The following is a 20763-nucleotide window of genomic DNA, read 5'->3' on the forward strand; positions in this document are numbered from 1 at the left end:
GATGAATCACGCAGAGATGCAATTTCTGACCACCGAATTCCCGTATAAAAAGCAGTATGCGAATTTTATCGGCGGTGAATGGGTCAAGCCTGTCGGAGGCGAGTACTTCGACAATATATCGCCGATCACCGGCGAGCCGTTCACGTCGATCCCACGCTCACGCGAGGCCGATATCGAACTCGCGCTCGACGCTGCCCATCGCGCGAAAGCTGCGTGGGGCAAGACTTCGACCACCGATCGCGCCAACATCCTGAACCGCATCGCCGATCGGATGGAAGCGAATCTGCAACGTCTCGCCGTCGCTGAAACGATCGACAACGGCAAGCCGCTGCGCGAAACCATGGCCGCCGACATTCCGCTTGCGATCGACCACTTCCGCTATTTCGCCGGCGCCGTGCGCGCTCAGGAAGGCTCCATCTCCGAGATCGACGACGACACCGTCGCCTATCACTTTCACGAACCGCTCGGCGTGGTCGGCCAGATCATTCCGTGGAATTTCCCGATCCTGATGGCGGTGTGGAAGGTAGCGCCGGCGCTGGCTGCGGGAAACTGCATCGTGCTCAAGCCGGCCGAGCAAACGCCCGCGTCGATTCTCATACTGGTCGAACTGATCCAGGACCTGCTGCCGCCGGGCGTGCTGAATGTGGTGAACGGTTTCGGCCTCGAAGCGGGCAAGCCGCTCGCATCGAGCAAACGCATCGCGAAGATCGCCTTCACCGGCGAGACCACCACGGGCCGCCTGATCATGCAGTACGCGAGCCAGAACATCATTCCGGTAACGCTCGAACTCGGCGGCAAGAGCCCGAACATTTTCTTCGCCGACGTGATCGATCACGACGATGGTTACTTCGACAAGGCGCTCGAAGGCTTCGCGATGTTCGCGCTGAATCAGGGGGAAGTGTGTACATGCCCGTCGCGCGTACTGGTCGATGAAAAGATTTACGACCGCTTCATGGAACGCGCGTTGAAGCGCGTCGCCGCGATCACGCAGGGTCATCCGCTCGATACGAAAACGATGATCGGCGCGCAGGCTTCGCAGGAACAGCTCGAAAAAATCCTCTCGTATGTCGATCTCGGCAAGCAGGAAGGCGCCGAATGCCTGATCGGCGGCGAACGCAACACGCTGGGCGGCGAGCTGAGCAAGGGCTACTACGTGAAGCCGACCGTGTTCCGCGGCCATAACAAGATGCGCATCTTCCAGGAAGAGATCTTCGGGCCGGTGGTGTCGGTGACCACGTTCAAAACCGAAGAAGAAGCGCTGGAGATCGCCAACGATACGCTCTACGGTCTCGGCGCCGGCGTGTGGACGCGCGACGGCACGCGTGCCTATCGCCTCGGCCGGCAGATCCAGGCGGGCCGCGTGTGGACCAACTGCTATCACGCGTATCCGGCGCATGCGGCGTTCGGCGGCTACAAGCAATCCGGCATTGGTCGCGAGAATCACAAGATGATGCTCGATCACTATCAGCAGACCAAGAACCTGCTCGTCAGCTATAGCGAGAAGCCGCTCGGCTTTTTCTAAGCGTAACGATCCTGTTCGAGCGGGCCGCATTGCGCGGCTCGCTCTTTTTTCAGCGAGGGAATGTGATGGCTGATGAAAAGGAAGTCGCACGCGTGATCGCAACGCCTGCCGCGGCGGCGTTGATCGACGCGCTGCGTGCCGAGCATGGCGCAGTGATTTTTCACCAATCCGGCGGATGCTGCGACGGCAGCGCGCCGATGATGTTTCCGCAAGCCGAGTTCATGGTCGGCTCATCCGACGTGAAGCTCGGGACAATCGCCGGCGTGCCGTTCTACATGAGCGAATCGCAGTTCGAGTATTGGCAGCACACGCAACTGATCATCGACGTCGTGCCGGGCAACGGCGGCATGTTTTCTCTCGAAAGACCCAGCGGATTGCGATTCCTGACGCGCTCGCGACTCTTTGAGGACGACGAGAACGCGTGGCTGGAAACGCATCCGGTCGAACGGGCGGATGCGTGAGTTTCTATGACGCGTCCGAACTCGAATCGTCACCGACTGCGGGTGCCGAGGGCGTGTGCGCCAGCGCCGCGTCGCTATCGTCTTTCAGACCGACGCCGGTAAGTCCCAATCTCCTTGCATGCGTCAGCAGGTAGTGCAATTTGTGCGCGGCTAACGCGTAGTTCAGACCTTCAGGCCGCACGTTCGAAATGCAGTTGCGCTGCGCGTCGCTACAGCCTACTTTCGGCGCGTACGTCAGATAGATGCCGAGGCTATCGGGCGAACTCAAACCGGGCCGCTCGCCGATCAGCATCACCACCAGCTTCGCGCCCAACAACTCGCCGATTTCGTCGCCTAGCGCGACGCGCGCCTGCCGCGCGACCACCACCGGGCCGATCTTCCAATCCGTGAGTTTCGGACAGACGGCTTGCAGCAAAGGAATCGATTGCTTTGAAGCAGCGAACGCCGACAGGCCATCGCCGATCACGAACACCACATCGGGTGATTCGGCCGGAACCTGAGCGAGCGCTGCGCGGCTCTCTTCCGACAAACGCCTGCCGAGATCGGGACGCCGCAAGTAATGCTCGCGATCCGGCGCCGCGCTATGCACGTCGAGCGTGCGGAATTTCTGCGCCCGCAACTGTTCGTGCAGCACGTCGGTATCGAGCGGATGATGCACTGCGTCGCGCGCCTGGGCATGCGACAGGTTGAACGCCAGCAACGGTGCGGTCGGCAAGCTGTTACCCGCGCGTCCCAACGCGATGCGCGCATTGGTGAACTGACGCAGCGCATTCCATGGGTTCTTTTCGAGGAAGTCGCTCATGCGATGCCCATCCAGTCGCGCGCGCCTTCCAGCAGCGGTTGTTGGGTCGATGCGCTGAGCAGTGCGCCGCGCGCGTCGGCGATCTGCATCGACTCGAGCCACTCTTCGAATTCAGGTGCGCGGCGCAGGCCGAGCACTTCGCGCACATACAGCGCGTCGTGAAATGAGGTGCTTTGATAGTTGAGCATCACGTCGTCCGCACCCGGAATGCCCATGATGAAGTTGATGCCCGCCACGCCCAGCAGCGTGAGCAGGTTGTCCATATCGTCCTGATCCGCTTCGGCGTGATTCGTGTAGCAGATATCGCAACCCATCGGCACGCCGAGCAGCTTGCCGCAGAAGTGGTCTTCGAGACCCGCGCGGGTGATCTGCTTGCCGTCGTACAGATACTCGGGTCCGATGAAGCCGACCACCGTGTTGACCAGAAACGGATTGAACTTGCGGGCGACCGCATAGGCGCGCACTTCGCACGTCTGTTGATCGACGCCGTGATGGGCATCGGCCGACAGCGCGCTGCCCTGGCCGGTTTCGAAATACATCAGGTTATTGCCGACCGTGCCGCGTTTGAGCGACAAGCCCGCTTCATACGCTTCCTGCAACAGCGCGAGCGAAATGCCGAAACCCGCGTTCGCTTTCTCCGTGCCGGCAATCGACTGAAACACCAGATCGACCGGCGCGCCTTTTTCGATCGCGGCGATCGTGTTGGTGACGTGAGTCAGCACGCACGATTGCGTCGGCACCTGATAGCGCTGGCGGAAGTCGTCGATCATCACGAGCAGTGTGGTGATCGCGGCGAGATTGTCGCTGGCGGGGTTGATGCCGATCATGGCGTCACCGCAGCCGTACATCAGGCCGTCGAGCATCGAAGCGGCGATCCCTTTGACGTCGTCGGTCGGATGATTGGGTTGCAGGCGCACCGACATGTGACCCGGCAAGCCAACCGTGTTGCGAAAGCGCGTGATCACCGGGCGCTTGCGCGCCGCCGCGATCAGGTCCTGATTGCGCATCAGCTTCGACACAGCCGCGACCATCTCCGGCGTGAGGCCCGCGCTGATACGCGTGAGCGCGCCGGCGTCGGTCGTGCTGCTGAGCAGCCAGTTGCGGAAATCGCCCACGGTCAGATGCGCGATCTCGGCGAACGCTTGCGGCGAGTGATCGTCGATCACGAGGCGCGTGACCTCGTCGCTTTCGTACGGGATCAGCGCTTCGTTGAGAAACGTGCGCAGCGGCACTTGCGCGAGCGCCATCTTGGCCGCGACGCGCTCCTCTTCGCTGGCCGCCGCGACGCCCGCCAACTGGTCGCCCGAACGCTGCGGACTGGCCTTCGCCAGCAGCGTTTTCAGGTCGGCGAAACGATAGGTGCGGCTGCCGATTGTCTCGGTGTAGCTCATCTTTACGACTCCATCGCCGCTGCTTACGCAGCGGCTCGATCCGTCACTCTTCGAGCAAAGCGTCCGCCAGCGCCGTTTCGCGTTGATGGCGCGTCAGCAGGAAGTAGACGTAGCCAAGCGCGAGGAAAATCGCGAACACAATGGCCACCAGGAAATTGAAGTAGACCATCGTCGCCAGACAAATCACCGCGGCCACCAGCGCGAACGCCGGAAAGAACGGAAACAGCGGCGCGCGGAACGGACGCTCCATGTTCGGGTCCGAGCGGCGCAGCTTGAACAGCGCCAACATGCTGATGATATACATCACGATAGCGCCAAATACGGACATCGTCACGATGTTCGCCGTCAGCGTCTGGCCGCCGAACTGGATCAGCTCGTCGCTGTAAATCGCGGCGATGCCGACCACGCCGCCCGCGAGAATCGCGCGATGCGGCGTCTTGAAGCGCGGATGCACCTTCGCGAGCCACTCCGGCAGGAAACCCGCGCGAGCCAGCGCGAAAATTTGCCGCGAGTAGCCGAGGATGATGCCGTGAAACGACGCGACGAGCCCGAACAAGCCGAGCCACACCAGCATGTGCATCCAGCCGCTATGTTCGCCGACGATGAATTTCATCGCTTGCGGCAGCGGGTCGTTGATGTTCGACAGCTTGGTCCAGTCGCCCGCCGCGCCGGCAAATACCATCACGCCGATAGCGAGCACCACCAGCGTCAGAATGCCGGTCACGTAGGCGATCGGAATCGAGCGCTTCGGGTTCTTCGCTTCCTCGGCCGCCATCGCGACGCCTTCAATCGCGAGAAAGAACCAGATCGCAAACGGAATCGCCGCGAACATACCGTGGAACGAACCCATTCTGAAGGTATCCGCGCCCGACCAGCCGCCCTTCGTGAAGTTGACCCACTGGAAACCCGGTGAGACGACGCCCATAAACACCAGCAGTTCGAAGATCGCGAGCAACGTCACGCATAACTCGAAGGCCGCGGCGATCTGCACGCCGACAATATTGAGCGCCATGAACACAAGGTACGCGCCCATTGCCGCGTGCTTCGGCTCGAGGCTGGGAAACTGCACGTGCAGATACGCGCCGATCGCGAGTGCAATCGCGGGCGGCGCAAATACGAATTCGACCAGCGTTGCCGCGCCCGCCAGATAACCGCCGGTCGGACCGAACGCGTGGCGCGCATAGGCGAACGGGCCGCCCGCATGCGGAATCGACGTGGTGAGTTCGGTGAAACTGAAGATGAAGGTGGTGTACATCGCCGCGATAAAAACCGCGGTGATGACGAAGCCGAGCGTGCCGGCGCTCGCCCAGCCGTAACTCCAGCCGAAGTACTCGCCCGAAATGACGAGACCGACCGCGATTCCCCACAGTTGCCACGTGCCGAGCGTCTGTTTCAACTCGTGATGCGTGACCTTACCGACGTGTTGGTTCCTGGATTCTGATTTCATCGGGCGCTCCCTGATGTTGCCGCTTGCTTGATGCCGCAAGGTTTTGCGGTGCATGGGCGGACAGGCTTCAGCCGATGGTAGTGAGCCATAAATCGAGGTGTTATCGAAATTCGGCAATTTTCAGACCACAGGTGTGTCAGCGGGCGCTTAAATGCATCGACCCGCAGTACGCGAAATCCGCAGGATTTGGTAAATGGGGACGTGGTACTTTTGTCCGCATCCGTTTAGCAAACTTCCTTTGACCAGTTCATGAACGAATCAGGCAAGGCATTCGACACGCTGTTCGGTTGGCTAGCGAAACACAATCTGCTGGGGGCGCAGATGCGAATGATCGGGATCTACTACGACGATCCAGGTGTGGTGGCGGAAAGCGATTTGCGTTCGAAGGCCGGCGTGCTGTTGCCGCATCCGGTTCAGGCTTCGGTGACGGTCAGTCCGCCGGTTTCCGTGGCGCATGTGAAAGGCGGTCAATATGCGGTGCTGCGGCACAAAGGGCCGTATAGCGATATGCGTGCGGCGTATGAGTGGCGGTATGGAACGTGGCTGGTGCAGTCGGGACGTGAAGCTGCGGATGCGCCGATGTTCGAGGAATATCTGAATAGCCCGAAGGAGACAGCGCCTGCGGATCGCCTGCGGATCTGTTGACGGAGATTTGTTTGCCGTTGGTTTGATGCTTTGCCCGCACTGCTTGCCTTGTGCTCGCTTGTGCAGCGTGGTTTCCGGATGCCTCTCTGGCTTTTATAGTCTTTGTATACGTATACGTAGTAATAGTTAACAAGCAGCGCGCCTGGCTGTGGATAACTTGAATCTTCGTTTACGGATCAAAGGTCTGCGGAATCGATAACCCTGCGGAGCATGAGCGGACAGGAGCACGGAGCCAGGGAAAACTTTTGTTCGGCGTTGCGAAGCCGCGCTTTTATCAAAGTTTCGCCCACAGTGTGTCAGGTGGCTTTTACAAAAGTTGTCCAGAGGGGGCTGTGGATAAGTGGGGTTGCTTATGTCGCGCTCAATCCGCTAACTCGTACGACGTGCTGCGGCCCCCTGCTGCTGATTTTTTCAACACCCCTAATGCGAGGAGTTCGCTGATGTCACGCAATGCGGTATACGTTCCGGGCACTACGGGGCTACCCCGTGGATCAGAATGACCTCCGCAGTTCGTCGCATGAGCGCCACTTGCGCGTTGCGCAACGCGGCTCACGCAGCACAAGACGCGTTGACTGGCCGCCCCGCCCCTCTCTTTGCTCTATGCCGTTATCTTCTCTGCAATTTGTCACCTACGCGATCGCCAATGCCATGTTGGCCGGGCCGCCCGAGGCCGCTGCGATGGCCGAGCGGATGACGCTTGTGTTGGGTGAACGCGCGGATTGGATGAATGAATTGGCGCTCAGGGTTGCGAAGCGATTCGGCGCGCGGTGGGATAGCGTCGACAGTAAAGAATTGTCGAAGGTCGTTGCCGAGACCGCGGGTTTTGTCTCGGCTTGGAGGAGTGAGAGCCGGCCGAGGGTTGTTCGTGTGTTGGCTCGCCCTCCTTTTCAGCGGCCGCCTCCGCCTTGGTTGCATGACGTGGCGCTACCGCAGTTGCCGACGCTCGGCGATCTGGCCTCGTGGCTGGAAATCGAGCCGGACGAACTGGACTGGTTTGCTGATCGCTGGCGCGTGCCTGCGCAGAGTGCGGCGACACCGCTTCATCACTATTCGTACAAGGCGATCGAAAAACGCGACGGTCGGTGTCGGATTATTGAAGTGCCCAAATCGCGCTTGCGAGCTTTGCAGAGGAAAGTGCTTCATGGCTTACTCGATCGAGTTCCTGCCCATGATGCGGTGCATGGTTTTCGACGTGGGCGGAATACGGTTACGTTCGCGGCGCCACATGCGGGTAGAGCGGTTGTGATTCGCTTCGATCTGACGGATTTCTTTGCGTCTGTGCATGCGGGGCGCGTTTACTCCGTGATACGTGCTTTTGGTTATCCGTTGGACGTTGTGCGGGTTCTGACTGCACTGTGTACCAATCGCGTGCCGAGTGGTCGCTTGCTCGCGCTGGATGTGCGGGACAGGATCGATTGGCAGGAACGCCAGCGATATCGGAACCGGCATTTGCCGCAGGGGGCGCCGACTTCGCCGGCGTTGGCGAATTTGTGTGCTTTTCGGCTGGACCTGAGGCTTGCCGGACTCGCGCGTTCCCTCGGTGCGACTTATACGCGGTATGCCGATGACCTGGCTTTTTCGGGTGGTGAGGACCTCGCACGGGTCGCTGAACGGCTGTCGATTCGCGTGGCGGCGATTGCGATTGAGGAAGGGTTTTCGGTCAATTTACGGAAGACGCGGGTGATGCGACGGGGTGCGAGGCAACATCTGGCCGGCGTGGTGGTGAATAGCTATCCGAATCTCGCTCGGCCGCTGTTCGATGCGTTGAAAGCCGTGCTCACTAATTGCGTGAGACACGGGCCGGCTTCGCAAAATCGTGCCGGCCACCCCAACTTTCAGGCGCACCTGGCGGGCCGCGTCGCGCAGGCGGTGATGCTGAATGCGACGCGGGGCGCGAAGCTGAAGGGAATCTTTGAGCAGATCGAGTGGGACGAAGTTTAAGCGCAGCGTTTCACGCTTCAACGCCACGAACCCTAGCCGCTAGCCGAGCCCCACGAGCCCTCGTCGACCAACGACGTCGACTATCATCGAAGTTTCGGACACAGCGGTCGCTTCAGCTTTTCCAACGCCTGCCCCATGAACTTCGACTATTCCACGCTGGACCTGTTGCGCCAGAACCATCCCGCATGGCGCCTGCTACGCTCGGATCACGCACCGCTCGTCTCGAGCTTCCTGCAGCGAACTTTCACGGCGCCCAACGTGCGCGTCATCGCGCAAGCGGATCTGGCCGAAGCCCTCGAAGACGAACTGTTTGCATTGCGCGAACAGCTCGGTCCTTCCGCCTTTCCCAAAGCGGCTTTGGACTATCTGAACGACTGGGCGGCTAACGATAAAGGCTGGCTGCGCAAGTTCTATGGCCCGGACTCGGATGAACCGCATTTCGATCTGACGCCCGCTACAGAGAAGGCCATCGCATGGCTTGGCACATTGACTGAACGCAGTTTCGTCGGCACGGAATCGCGCCTGCTCACGCTGTTCGAATTGCTCAAGCAAATGAGCGAAGGCAGCGAGCGGGACCCCGAGGCGCGCCTTGCCGAACTTCATAAGCGCCGTGCGGAGATCGACGCGGAGATCGCGCGTGCGGAGGCCGGCGACATTTCTATCATGGACGACACCGCGCTGAAAGACCGCTTCCAACAATTCACCGCCATTGCGCGTGAACTACTGACCGACTTCCGCGAGGTGGAGCACAATTTCCGCGGCCTCGACCGTCGAGTGCGCGAACGCATTGCGCTATGGGACGGTGCAAAGGGCGAACTGCTGGAAGAAATCATGGGCGAACGCGATACGATCGCCGACTCGGATCAGGGCCGCAGCTTCCGCGCGTTCTGGGACTTTCTGATGTCGAGTCGTCGTCAGGAAGAACTGACCGCCTTGCTCGACCGCGTGCTCGTCCTTCCGCCTGTGGCCGAACTCAAGCCCGATGCGCGCACCCGGCGAGTCCACTATGACTGGCTCGAAGCCGGCGAGCACACGCAGCGGACGGTCGCCTTTTTGTCGCAGCAGCTGCGGCGCTTTCTCGACGACCAGGCGTGGCTCGAGAACCGCCGGATCATGGACATCTTGCGCGGTGTCGAGGCTAAAGCGCTGGCATTGCGGGACACGCCGCCGTCCGGTGAAATAATGACGATCGCCGATACGGCCTCCGACATCGAATTGCCGATGGAGCGCCCCCTCTATTCACCTGCGCTGAAACCGCGCATCGCGTCGATTTCGATCGAGGCGGGCGACGCCGACATCGATGCGGCGGCGTTGTATGCACAAGTCGTCGTCGACAAAGCCAGACTGACCTGGCACATCCGTCATGTCCTGCAGGATCGCTCACAAGTGACGCTGCGCGAACTGTGCGAGATGCAGCCGCTGCAGCAGGGTTTGGCCGAACTGGTCGCCTACCTGCAACTTGCCGGCGACACCTTCAGCAGCATGGTGGACGAACAGTCGAGTGAGACGATCATGTGGCGCAACGTGAAAGAAGGCGGCGAACACCAGACCCGGCAGGCGAGCCTGCCGCGCGTCATTTTCGTGAGATGAACATGCTGGAACCCGAACAAGACGCCACGGCGTCGATGCACGATCTGTCGAGCCTTCTGATTCCCTTGCTCAAAGGGGTCATTTACCGGGACGCGGATACAGCACTGTGGAGCGCGTTGCTCGACCTGCAAGCCCGCGTCCGCGACTACGTCACGGTCCTGAACCTCGAGTTGGTACTCGACGAAGCCGAAGGTTACGCGTTTCTGCGCTCACGCCCCGAGAACGGCGACGATTCTCCCGCTCTGCCGAGGCTCGTGGCAAGACGCCCGCTATCGTTTCCCGTGAGCCTGTTGCTGGCGTTGCTGCGCAAGAAGCTCACCGAGTCCGATGCCAGCGGCGGTGAGACACGCCTCATTCTCGTGCGGGAGCAGATCGTCGACATGGTCCGGGTGTTCCTGCCCACCGGCAGCAACGAGGCCAAGCTGACCGATCAGATCGATACCCACATCAACAAGATCATCGAACTCGGCTTTTTGCGCAAACTCAAGCCGGTCGCCGGCAAGCGCGACGGGCAAGCTGCCGCGTTCGAAGTGCAGCGCATCCTCAAAGCGTTTGTCGATGCACAGTGGCTGGCCGATTTCGATGCACGGCTCGCTGGTTATCAGGCGCAACTCGGGGCAGCAGCAGGGAGCGCCGATGACTGACATGCAACTGCCCGAACTCGATTTTGTCGCCGACGATGCCCTGTCCGGTTTTCGCCTGCATCAGCTGGAAGTCTTCAATTGGGGGACATTCGACGGCAGGGTGTGGACACTGAAACCCGACGGCAAGAATGCGCTGCTGACAGGCGATATCGGCTCCGGAAAGTCGACACTCGTCGATGCCGTGACGACGCTGCTGGTGCCCGCGCATCGCATTGCGTACAACAAGGCAGCGGGTGCCGACAGCAAGGAACGCACACTGCGCTCGTACGTGCTTGGCCATTACAAATCGGAACGCAATGAGTCCAGCGGGACAGCCAAACCCGTGGCGCTGCGAGATCACAGCAGCTATTCGGTGATTCTCGGCCGCTTCCACAATGCCGGCTACGACCAGACCATTACCTTGGCGCAGGTGTTCTGGATGAAGGATCCGCACGGGCAGCCCGGGAGGCTGTTTGTCGGCGCGGAACGGGCGTTGTCGATTGCCGCCGACTTCGCCGGGTTTGGCCCCGACATCGCCGGCCTGCGCAAGAAGCTGCGCGCGGCCGGTGCGGAGGTGTTCGACAGTTTCCCGCCCTACGGTGCGTGGTTCCGGCGCCGCTTCGGCATCGAGAATGATCAGGCGCTGGAGTTGTTTCATCAAACGGTGTCGATGAAGTCAGTGGGCAATCTGACGGATTTTGTCCGCAGCCACATGCTCGAACCGTTCGATGTTGCGCCACGTATGACCGCGCTGATCGGCCACTTCGACGACCTGAACCGCGCGCATGAGGCAGTGTTAAAGGCCAAGCGGCAGATGGAGCGGCTCAATCCGCTCGTCGACGATTGCGAGCGGCACGCGCTGCTCGTGTCGCAAGTCGACGATCTGCGTGCCTGTCGGGAAGCGCTCCGCTCCTATGCCGCCGATCTCAAACTCGGTTTGCTCGACAAACGCATTGAGAATCTCGCCGCGGAATGGGAGCGACAGGACGCTCATGTGAAGCGGCTCGACGCGACACGCTCCGCTCAACGAATCCAGGAGAGCGAACTGCGGCGCCATATTGCCGACAACGGAGGCGATCGGCTGGAGCGGCTCGAAGCCGAGATTCGATCGAAGGATCAGGAGTGCGCGGGACGTAAGCAAAAGGCACAGCGCTACGATGAGTTCGCGCAGATTATCGGCGAGCCGCTTGCACAAGACGAACTCGGCTTTCTCGCGCTCCGGCGGCGCCTACCGGAACTCATCGAAAGCGCGCGATCGGACGATGACCGCCTGCAGAACGACCTGACCGAACACGGCGTCAGTTTCCGCACGGGCAAACAGGAGCATGACGCGCTGCTGGCCGAGATCGGCAGCCTGAAGAGCCGGCGCAGCAATATCCCCGCGGAACAGATCGCCATGCGTGCGGCGTTATGCGACGCACTTGCGCTGCCCGAAGCCGATCTATGCTTTGCCGGCGAACTGCTACAAGTCCGCGAGGACGAACGCGATTGGGAGGGCGCCGCCGAGCGTCTGTTGCGCAATTTTGGCCTGTCCCTGCTGGTCTCTGACGAGCACTACGCCGCCGTCACCGAATGGGTCGATAGAACCCATCTGAAGGGGCGGCTGGTCTATTTTCGAATCCGGCAATCTGCGCGACGCGAACGCGCCGAATTGCACCGTGACTCGCTGGCACGAAAGATTTCCGTCAAACCCGACTCGCCGTTTTACGACTGGCTCGAGTACGAAGTGGCGCAGCGCTTCAATGTGGTGTGCTGCGACACGCAGGAACAATTCCGCCGCGAGACGCGCGCCATTACACGGGCCGGTCAGATCAAGGCGCCGGGCGAGCGGCACGAAAAGGACGATCGGCACAGACTGGACGACCGCCGGCGTTACGTATTGGGTTGGACCAACACCGCAAAAATCCAGGCGCTTGAAGCGCAATCCGCTCAGTTGGCCGCGCAACTGCGAGATCTCGGCGCGCAGATCGGCAGGATTCAGGATCAGCAGAGCGCCTTGAAGTCGCGCCTGAACGCATTGTCGTTGCTCTCTGAACATGGAGACTATCGCGAGCTCGACTGGGGCACGCTCGCGACGGAAGTCGCCGGGTTGCGCGACGAGAAAGCACGTTTGGAATCCGCATCCAACCTGTTGCAGCAGCTGACGGAACGTCTGAATCAGGTCACCGCCGCGCTTGCCGATGTCGAGGTGCAACTCGATGGACATAAAGCGGAACGCACACGTACTGAAGAGCGACAGCGCATCGCTGACGATCTGCACGCGCAAACCCGGACGATTCTGGATGATCAGGCTTACGCCGGTCATGTCGCTTACTTCGCCCGGCTCGCGGAGTTGTGGCCCGAGGTGCTGGGTAAGCACCAGTTGACCGTCGAGTCTTGCGACAATCGCGAGAGCGATATGCGCAAGTGGTTGCAAGACAATATCGATGCCGAAGAAAAAAAGGTCTCACGCCAGCGCGACAAGATCATCGAGACCATGCGAGCCTACTGCGTGGCGTTCCCGCTGGAAACGCAAGAAGTGGATGTCGCGATCGAGGCGGCGGCAGAATATCGCACCATGCTCGACACGTTGAAAGCCGACGATTTGCCTCGTTTCGAGGCTCGCTTCAAAGACCTGCTCAACGAAAATACCATCCGCGAGGTAGCCAACTTCCAGTCGCAGTTGGCTCGCGAGCGCGAGACGATCCGCGAGCGGATCGAGCTGATCAATGAGTCGCTGACGCAGATCGACTACAACGCCGGGCGCTACATCGTTCTCGAAGCGCAGTTGAGCCAGGATGCGGAGATCCGCGACTTTCAGAGCGACCTGCGGTCGTGTACCGAAGGCACGCTCACTGGCTCGGAAGACGTGCAGTATTCCGAGGCCAAGTTTCTCCAGGTCAAGCAGATCATCGAGCGCTTTCGCGGCCGTGAAGGATTGGCTGAGCAGGATCGCCGCTGGTCTGCCAAGGTCACCGACGTGCGCAACTGGTTTGGGTTCGCGGCCAGTGAACGTTGGCGTGAAGACGGCAGTGAGCACGAGCACTATTCCGACTCGGGCGGCAAATCGGGCGGGCAGAAAGAGAAGCTCGCCTATACGATTCTGGCGGCCAGCCTCGCGTATCAATTCGGTCTTGAATGGGGGGCGGTGCGTTCGCGCTCGTTCCGCTTTGTGGTGATCGACGAAGCCTTCGGACGCGGTTCGGATGAGTCCGCGCAATACGGTTTGCGGCTGTTCGCGCAGTTGAACCTGCAATTGCTGATCGTCACCCCGTTGCAGAAGATTTATATCATTGAGCCGTTTGTTTCCAGCGTCGGTTTTGTCGATAACAAGGAAGGACGGGAGTCGCGGCTGCGTAATCTGTCGATTGAAGCGTACCGCGAGGAAAAAGCCAGGAGCGAAACGTGAGTTGGACCACACCGGCCGATCTGCGCGCACAGGTGAACAGGCTTTGGGAACGTGGCGAACTGCTTGCCAACGTGGCAGTGGATGCGCCTTCATTCCCGAAGCGTCTCGTCCTTAAAGGCCCTACATCTACCGAGATCGCTGAGCGCTTCGAAGATATCCGTCAGTGGAGTAGTGCGCTCAGAGCCATGCCGCATTGCCGCCTGCAGATGCGTGAGTTTCGACATCGCGTGTTTGGCGCGAATGCCTTGCCGAATGAGGCGTGGATCGACTCTTTCGAGGACGCGGTTGCGCTGATCGGAAAGCAGCGCGACGCGGCGCGGTTTAGATCGCTGTTGAACATCACGCGCGTGCGCGAGCCGCGCCTCGTTCCGTGGCTTGCCAAACGGCCGTTGCGGGCGCTTGAACTCGGTGAGGTGTGGGAGCGTTTGCTGGACGTGTGTGTTTGGCTCGAGCAGCATCCGCGCCCTGGTGTGTATCTGCGGCAGATCGATATCGTAGACGTGCACACCAAATTTATCGAAGGCCATCGCAGTGTGCTTGCCGAGTTGCTGGACTACGTTCTGCCCATTGAAGCAGTCGACGCGACGCGCTCCGGACTCAGCCAGTTTTCACTACGCTATGGATTTCGCGACAAGCCGCTGCGTATCCGCTTTCGCATGCTGGATGCGAAGAAGGCGCTCTTTCAGCCCGCCACGACCGAGCAGGATGTCACGCTGGACGCCGCCAGTTTTGCGCAACTCGATCCTGGGGTTAGCCGCATTTTCATCACAGAGAACGAGATCAATTTTCTGGCCTTTCCGCCTGTTGACGACAGTATGGCTGTCTTCGGCGCCGGCTATGGTTTTGACATGCTGACGGATGCCACGTGGTTGTCGAATCGTCGGGTGCTCTACTGGGGCGATATCGACACACATGGATTTGCGATCCTCGATCAGTTGCGCGGCCTGTTCGGCCATGTCGAGTCGTTTTTAATGGACCGCGAAACGCTGCTGACTTTCGCGTCACAATGGGATTGGGAAGAGAAGCAGATAACGCGTGATTTGCCGCGGCTTAGTCGGGATGAACAGGCGCTATACGATGACTTGCGTGATAACCGGTTGCGCAAGAATCTGAGGTTGGAGCAGGAGAAGATTGGGTTTGGGTGGGTGGAGGGGGGGCTTGAGAAATTGCAGCGGGAGAGATGAGCCGCGTATCGCTTCACGTCAATTGTTGCTTACGCCGTTCGCGGTTAAGGACTTTATCGATGCAATGGATAAGATAAGCTTTGATGAAAACAACTGAACCGCAACTGTCGACCATCCTGTTACGTGGAACCATCTCTAACTTTGAGCGTTCGCGGCGCAGCCATCAAACCCCGCATCGTAATCTATCTGCCCGGCCGGCAAACTCACTGAAGATTGAATTAACAGTATTTACCGATATGCGGGGCGCATATATGGATTTAGGAAATAAATGCCACTTTGCAATTGCTGATATTCGAAAGCTGGCGGATTCATCTGAAGTTTTGTATTATCGCGCGACAACGCGGGGGCGCGTATTGGATAAAAAGAGGCGGTATGGCAGCGCAGGACTATATCAGCACAATCACAGGCGGTCTGTCGCAAAGTGATCGCCTGTTAAAACTGGATACAACGCTCGGGGCGAACACGCTGGTACCACAGTTTGTGGTGGGCCGCTCGCGCATCGGCCGGCACTTCGAGTTCACGATCGACGTAGTGTCCACCTCAGGCAGCATCGAGCTCAAGAAGCTTATCGCGCAGCCCGTAACGCTGTGGATCCAGCAAGCTGACAAATCGTATCTGCCGCATAACGGCTACGTGCATACGGCGCGCCGGCTCGGTTCGAACAGCGGGCTGACGAGTTACCAGCTCGGCTTCGCGTCGTGGATGCACTTCCTGAAATTTCGCCGTGACCAACGCATCTGGCAGGATAAAAGCGTCGACGATATCGTGACGGATGTATTCAATACGCATCCGCAGGCCCAAGGGTTATTCCAGTTTGCGCTCTCGAAGCCGCTACCGTTGCGTTCGTACTGCCGGCAGGACGAGGATGACTGGAACTTCGTGCACCGGTTGCTGGAGTCCGAAGGGCTATACGGGTTCTGGCAGCAGGCGCAGGACGGCAAATCCCATACGCTGGTGATCACCGACCGGCTGCAGACGTTCGATGCGCTGTCGCCGGAGACTGTGACGTTCTACCGGGCGGGCACGCGCAGCGAGACGGATGCGCTCACGCAATGGTCAGGCACGCGCACGCTGCAAAGCGCGATGCTCACGACCTGCACGTTTGACTACAAAAACCCGTCGACCCAGTTCAACCCGAAAGGCACGAGCGTGCCGACGATGCCGAATCAGGGCGCGTTGCCGGATCAGACCGAGGTGTACGAGTACACCGGGGCGTACACCTATCCAAAGCAAGATCGGGGCAACCAGTTGTCCGGGATCCGGATGGAGGAATGGGAGTCGCGTGCCAAACGCTTTCACGGTGTGGGCGGCGTGCGGAGCATCGACGCCGGGCGGCGCTTTGTCTTGAGCGGCCATCCGGACCACGATCTGGATCAGGCGAACCAGAAGGAGTTCGCGGTGATCGAGACGGCGTGGGTGATCGCGAACAACCTGCCGGTGAGTGATCAGGGAGCAGCGTTCCCGCATAGCCTGCAGCGCGCGCTAGAGGAAGTGCGTCTGAGCCACGGCAGTAACGCGTTCAAGGTGTCGCACACGGATGGCTCCGAGGGTTTCTATCTGACGGAAATAGAGGCACAGCGCACGAGTGTGCCGTATCGCAGTCCGTTCGAGCACAAAAAGCCGCAGACGCATCTGGAGTCGGCGATCGTGGTAGGTCCGCAGGGCGAAGAGGCATACACGGACGATCTGAACCGGGTCAAGGTGCAGTTCATCTGGGATCGTCTGAACGGCGGAGATGAGCGGGCGTCATGCTGGGTGCGGGTCGCGCAGTCGGATGCTGGCGACGGGTATGGCGGGGTCCACATGCCGCGGGTGGGAGAAGAGGTGCTGATCGATCACGTCAGTGGCGATTGCGACCGGCCCGTGGTGATCTCTCGCATGTATAACGGCGCGACGAAACCGCAGTGGCATTCGAACGGACTGTTGTCGGGTTATAGGTCTAAAGAGTATGGCGGTAACGGCTTCAATCAACTGGTGTTGGACGACGCGACGGGCCAAAACCGCGTCCACCTGTACTCGAGTAGCTACAACTCGCACCTGCACTTGGGCTATCTGATCCAGCATTCGGACAACGCGCGTGGCGGGTTTCTCGGCAGCGGTTTCGACCTGAAATCCGATGCTTACGGTGCGATTCGGGCGGGACAAGGTTTGTATGTTTCGACGCATCCTACGTCGGCGGGACAACCCTTGAGTTCTCAGCCGGCAAGCGAGCAGTTGATCAATGCGGAAAGCGTCATCGAAGCGGTTTCCGAGGCGAGTGTCGCAGGTCAGGCCGAAAGCATGCGGACGGGCCAGGAAGCCCTGAAAAAGTTTACCGACGCAACACAGCGGAGCGTGACTGGACGCGATTCGACGGGGGGGCGAACTGCAGGCGGCGGTACGGGTAGCGCCAACGGATTTTCGACACCCATCATGCTGATGGCGAGTCCGTCGGGCATCGCACTATCGACTCCGCAGTCGACTCACATAGGCGCGGACCAGCACATCAATGTCATCAGCGGGCAGGACACCTATCTTGCTACCGGGAAATCGCTCGTAATGAGCGTCGTGGAAAAGATCAGTCTGTTCGTTCAAAAGGCTGGAATCAAGATGTTCGCGTCGAGCGGCAAGGTAGACATCCAGGCACAGAACGACGAAATGTCTCTGAGCGCGCTTAAGAATCTGACGATACGCAGTACCGACGCCCAACTGGCGTTGTCGGCGGCCCAAGATGTCAAGCTGAATAGTGTCGAAAGTCAAATTACGATCGCAGCGAAACAGGGCATCACCCTGACGAGCGGCGGTGCTTACGTGAAGATTGCCAACGGCAATATCGAACTGGGTTGCCCAGGCAGCATTATGCTCAAGTCCGGAAATTTCCATTGGGAAGGACCCGCGCAGCTATCAGATTCGGAGAACCTTTGGCCAGGCCAGATTCCCGCTAACTACAGCACGAAAGTCTTTCTGGACAAGCAACTCCAGGAGCGAATGGGTACAACGGGCGCCATTCCTTATCAGTTTGTCAGCGACAGCGGTGCGGTAGTCGCAAAGGGGACAATTGATGAATTAGGCGCAACGCAACGGGTCTACCACACCAATACCGAAGCCCTAAGTGTGCTGCTCGGAGAAAAAGGTGACTGGCTCATGACCGAGCACAATGACGACGACTGCGGTTGCGGGATCGATCATACGGCCCAAGCATCTCCAGATTTTGTTCAACTTGTGAATCAGCAACCCCATGGCACCGACGACACGGGAGCGAACGAGGACGGACAGCCGCTTCAATCGTCGATCAACACGAATTCGTCACCGCTTCCCAATGGGGAAACGAGCGAATTCCAACGCTCGCTGATTGAACATCTCGTGTTCAATGACCCGGCAATCAAACAGGCCATTTTGGATGGCGAGGACTAACGCATGAAGATCGTCGCACTCTTGTGTTTGGCGCTCTGTATTTCTGGAGCCTATGGCGCAGACACCAAACCCATCCCTGCGAATGCGGAATTGAAATTGACGGACGGTGCGAATGATGTAGCGCTGACTGGGATGACCGTAAAAGTTATCAAAGGCTACGTCGGCACGCTGACGGCTCACAGCTATGACACATTCACCAGCTACGTCCTCCCGGAAAAATCCGGCGGCGCCTGGTTACAGATACCGGTCGATCAACCTGACGGCAGCATTTCCGAATTCAGAACGGTGGAGTCCGCGGACTCAACCGTGCAGGCCGTTGCCATGTATCGCGCGGCAGGCGCACTCTACGCTGTTGTGGCGACCAAAAATGGCAGTAGCGCGCCCGATCTGTATTTAAAGCCTGCACCGATTATCTTCAAGGTTTATCGGTTCAACGGCAGCCTCGATGTGGCTCGATTCAAGCTGCAGCAGACCTCGACCAGCAAGGCGCCCTACATGGATGCAGGCGATGCGCTGGCTAAAGAATTCTTCTCGAAGTAGAGGCTACACATGTTCGTCAGAGCAACCTACGATCGCGAAAAAAGAACCGTTCACTACTTCGATGAAGATGGCAATGAAACGCTCTACATAGGCGGTTCATTTGCGTGGCGCACCAGTAATCCCGGGAACCTGACCAAGCCGCGTGCCTACGTCATGAAGTCGGCTATTGGCTACGCTCAACGCACGAGCAATGCAAAATCGTTGTTCATCATTTTCCCCGACCGCGCGGCGGGTCAGGAGGCACACCAGAGGCTGCTTAAAGACGTCTACGGCGACAGCACCATCCGCGGCATGATCACCATCTATGCACCGCCATCCGAGAACGATACCGAAGGGTATATTAGCTTGGTGACAAAGAAGGCCGGTGTTTCGTCCACTGATGTCGTCGGTTCTTTACCCGACGACAAGTTCAAAGCGGTGGCGGCGGCGATGGAGCAAAAGGAGGGCTGGGTTCCGGGGGTGATCAAGCCTCTGGGCAAACCCGTCCAGGTTCAGATGCTCGACAAGCTGAACCAGCCTTTCGCGGGACAGGCCATGCAGATCAAAGGCGCGAACGCCAGTTTTGATGCCAAAACCAATGACAACGGCGAGCTCCCCTGGATCTATAACGGCCTGCTCGGGCAGGATGTCAATATTGTCTACAAACGCGAGCAGGACGACCATGAGAACGTAGGGAAGATTTCCACGTCATCGGCGTCCAACGCCTTTACATTCAACGCCCCGTATCATCTGATCCCCACGCGTCCTCGGCTGCATGCAAAAGATGAATCCGCGCGCCCACGCATCCACATTGTCCAGCCTGGCGAAACACTGTCGTCGATCGCGACGAAGTACGGGACGACCGTTGATGCGATGGTCGGCGCAAATGGAATGAAGGATGTGAATCACATTTACGCGCACCAGCATCTCAAGGTTCCCTCGGGCGATGCTCAATCTCAGCCGGCCGATCAACCAAACGCACAGGGCACTAGCGCCAAACCACAGACGACGGTCGCGGCTGGCAAATCCACTACTGGCTCCGCCACGCACGATAGCGGCACGGCGGTGAAGAGCGCCGCGGCAGATAAGCCGCCCGCGGCAACGTCGCAGGTGGCGGCGGCCAGCACCGACGCCGTGGCGAGTAGTGGATCGAGTGCGACTGCACATCCGCCAGCCAGTGGAGCGCCTGCGGGTTCGGCCGCCACCGGCGCTGCCGCTCCCGCGGGCGTTGTACATCAGCACGCTCCAAACGGCCATCCCCAGACCGTGGTCAGCTCCCCCACGCTTGAGCCTAGTGGCGTTGCGTGGTGCAGCAGGTTTCCGGGAAGCGCATCGCTCAGTTCGCTGAACGACTCTTTCAAGGCCAAGGCAACCGCGTTTATCGGCGCAATGCGCGACGCAAACATCTCTGTGAGGGTCAATGCCGCGCTTCGACCCATCCAGCGCTCATACCTGATGTTCCATGCCTTTGAAATTGCTAAAGGGCGCGAGAGCCCGGACCGGGTGCCGCCCTATTCGGGTGTTAACATAGATTGGGTGCACCGCAAGGCCGACGGCAGTATGGATTTGGACGCGTCGGTTAAGGCCGCAAAGGAGATGTGCCGAGGCTATGGCATCAATGTCAATTCGGCGATGCAAGCCGTCGGGAGGCCTGGGCGGTCTCGCCATAATTACGGCGCGGCAGTCGACATGAATATCACCGGGTACGTGGGCAAGCGAGTCAAGGATGCGACAGGCCATGACGTCGAGCTTAGGTCATTCGCTGACCTGAAGCACGTTGGCGATGGTTATGGGGTGACCTATTATCCTCACGAAAATATGCATTGGTCTGACACGGGTCATTAATCGAGGAAAATT

At 59.5% G+C, this 20763-nt stretch carries 15 protein-coding genes and 1 pseudogene; 12 read left to right on the forward strand and 4 right to left on the reverse strand.

The features are described from left to right. The first annotated feature begins 1 nt into the window (after position 1). Together adh and AC3WLT_RS04400 are read left to right on the forward strand one after the other, a co-directional pair. A complete protein-coding gene (adh, locus tag AC3WLT_RS04395; protein ID WP_492590701.1) occupies positions 2–1522 on the forward strand; it encodes an aldehyde dehydrogenase in 1521 nt (506 codons plus the stop codon). A gap of 65 nt (positions 1523–1587) precedes the next feature. After that, complete coding sequence (locus AC3WLT_RS04400) at positions 1588–1983, forward strand: DUF779 domain-containing protein (protein ID WP_492590702.1); 396 nt, start codon at positions 1588–1590, stop codon at positions 1981–1983. A gap of 4 nt (positions 1984–1987) precedes the next feature. Here the strand turns inward: AC3WLT_RS04400 and eutC are convergent, their stop codons facing one another. From eutC to eat, 3 genes are read right to left on the reverse strand one after another with little or no spacing between them, the layout of a single operon-like run. Continuing rightward, positions 1988–2785, reverse strand: a complete 798-nt coding sequence (gene eutC / locus AC3WLT_RS04405; RefSeq protein ID WP_492590703.1) for an ethanolamine ammonia-lyase subunit EutC — start codon at positions 2783–2785, stop codon at positions 1988–1990. Then, positions 2782–4176 (reverse strand): ethanolamine ammonia-lyase subunit EutB, encoded by a 1395-nt coding sequence (locus AC3WLT_RS04410; RefSeq protein WP_492590704.1) that lies wholly within the window; start codon positions 4174–4176, stop codon positions 2782–2784. Before AC3WLT_RS04410 ends, eutC begins: the two co-directional genes overlap by 4 nt. A 43-nt stretch (positions 4177–4219) precedes the next feature. Further along, on the reverse strand, positions 4220–5623 hold the full coding sequence (gene eat / locus AC3WLT_RS04415) for an ethanolamine permease (RefSeq protein ID WP_492590705.1): 1404 nt from the start codon (positions 5621–5623) through the stop codon (positions 4220–4222). A gap of 249 nt (positions 5624–5872) precedes the next feature. On the opposite strand from eat, the gene AC3WLT_RS04420 reads away from it, so the two are divergent. Continuing rightward, positions 5873–6268 (forward strand): AraC family transcriptional regulator, encoded by a 396-nt coding sequence (locus tag AC3WLT_RS04420; RefSeq protein ID WP_492590706.1) that lies wholly within the window; start codon positions 5873–5875, stop codon positions 6266–6268. Between the two features lie 361 nt (positions 6269–6629). Here AC3WLT_RS04420 and AC3WLT_RS04425 read toward each other — a convergent pair. Beyond that, positions 6630–6725 (reverse strand): annotated as a pseudogene (locus AC3WLT_RS04425) (Fic family protein); the annotation flags it as partial. 143 nt (positions 6726–6868) lie between these two features. Between AC3WLT_RS04425 and AC3WLT_RS04430 the strand changes: the two are divergent. The 9 genes from AC3WLT_RS04430 (at position 6869) to AC3WLT_RS04470 (ending at position 20751) form a co-directional block, all read left to right on the forward strand. Next, complete coding sequence (locus AC3WLT_RS04430) at positions 6869–8209, forward strand: reverse transcriptase family protein (RefSeq protein WP_492590819.1); 1341 nt, start codon at positions 6869–6871, stop codon at positions 8207–8209. A 135-nt stretch (positions 8210–8344) separates the two neighbouring features. Then, the gene (locus AC3WLT_RS04435) at positions 8345–9799 is read left to right on the forward strand and encodes a DUF3375 domain-containing protein (protein WP_492590707.1); all 1455 of its coding nucleotides are present in this window, start codon (positions 8345–8347) and stop codon (positions 9797–9799) included. Between the two features lie 2 nt (positions 9800–9801). Next, positions 9802–10443 carry a DUF4194 domain-containing protein gene (locus AC3WLT_RS04440; RefSeq protein ID WP_492590708.1) on the forward strand — a complete coding sequence of 214 codons (642 nt, stop codon included), beginning with the start codon at positions 9802–9804 and terminating at the stop codon, positions 10441–10443. Next, entirely contained in the window at positions 10436–13810 is a 3375-nt protein-coding gene (locus tag AC3WLT_RS04445; protein ID WP_492590709.1) for an ATP-binding protein, read from the forward strand. Before AC3WLT_RS04440 ends, AC3WLT_RS04445 begins: the two co-directional genes overlap by 8 nt. Beyond that, complete coding sequence (locus AC3WLT_RS04450) at positions 13807–14994, forward strand: DUF3322 domain-containing protein (protein ID WP_492590710.1); 1188 nt, start codon at positions 13807–13809, stop codon at positions 14992–14994. The genes AC3WLT_RS04445 and AC3WLT_RS04450 overlap by 4 nt, the downstream gene beginning before the upstream one ends. Positions 14995–15077: 83 nt before the next feature. After that, positions 15078–15419, forward strand: coding sequence for a hypothetical protein (locus tag AC3WLT_RS04455; protein WP_492590711.1), 342 nt, complete (start codon positions 15078–15080; stop codon positions 15417–15419). After that, the gene (locus tag AC3WLT_RS04460) at positions 15367–18387 is read left to right on the forward strand and encodes a type VI secretion system Vgr family protein (protein ID WP_492590712.1); all 3021 of its coding nucleotides are present in this window, start codon (positions 15367–15369) and stop codon (positions 18385–18387) included. The genes AC3WLT_RS04455 and AC3WLT_RS04460 overlap by 53 nt, the downstream gene beginning before the upstream one ends. Before the next feature lie 3 nt (positions 18388–18390). Next, positions 18391–18927 carry a hypothetical protein gene (locus AC3WLT_RS04465; protein WP_492590713.1) on the forward strand — a complete coding sequence of 179 codons (537 nt, stop codon included), beginning with the start codon at positions 18391–18393 and terminating at the stop codon, positions 18925–18927. A gap of 9 nt (positions 18928–18936) precedes the next feature. Further along, positions 18937–20751, forward strand: coding sequence for a LysM peptidoglycan-binding domain-containing protein (locus AC3WLT_RS04470; RefSeq protein ID WP_492590714.1), 1815 nt, complete (start codon positions 18937–18939; stop codon positions 20749–20751). Positions 20752–20763 lie beyond the last annotated feature (12 nt).

This window comes from Paraburkholderia sp. FW306-2-2C-D06C, assembly GCF_058781505.1.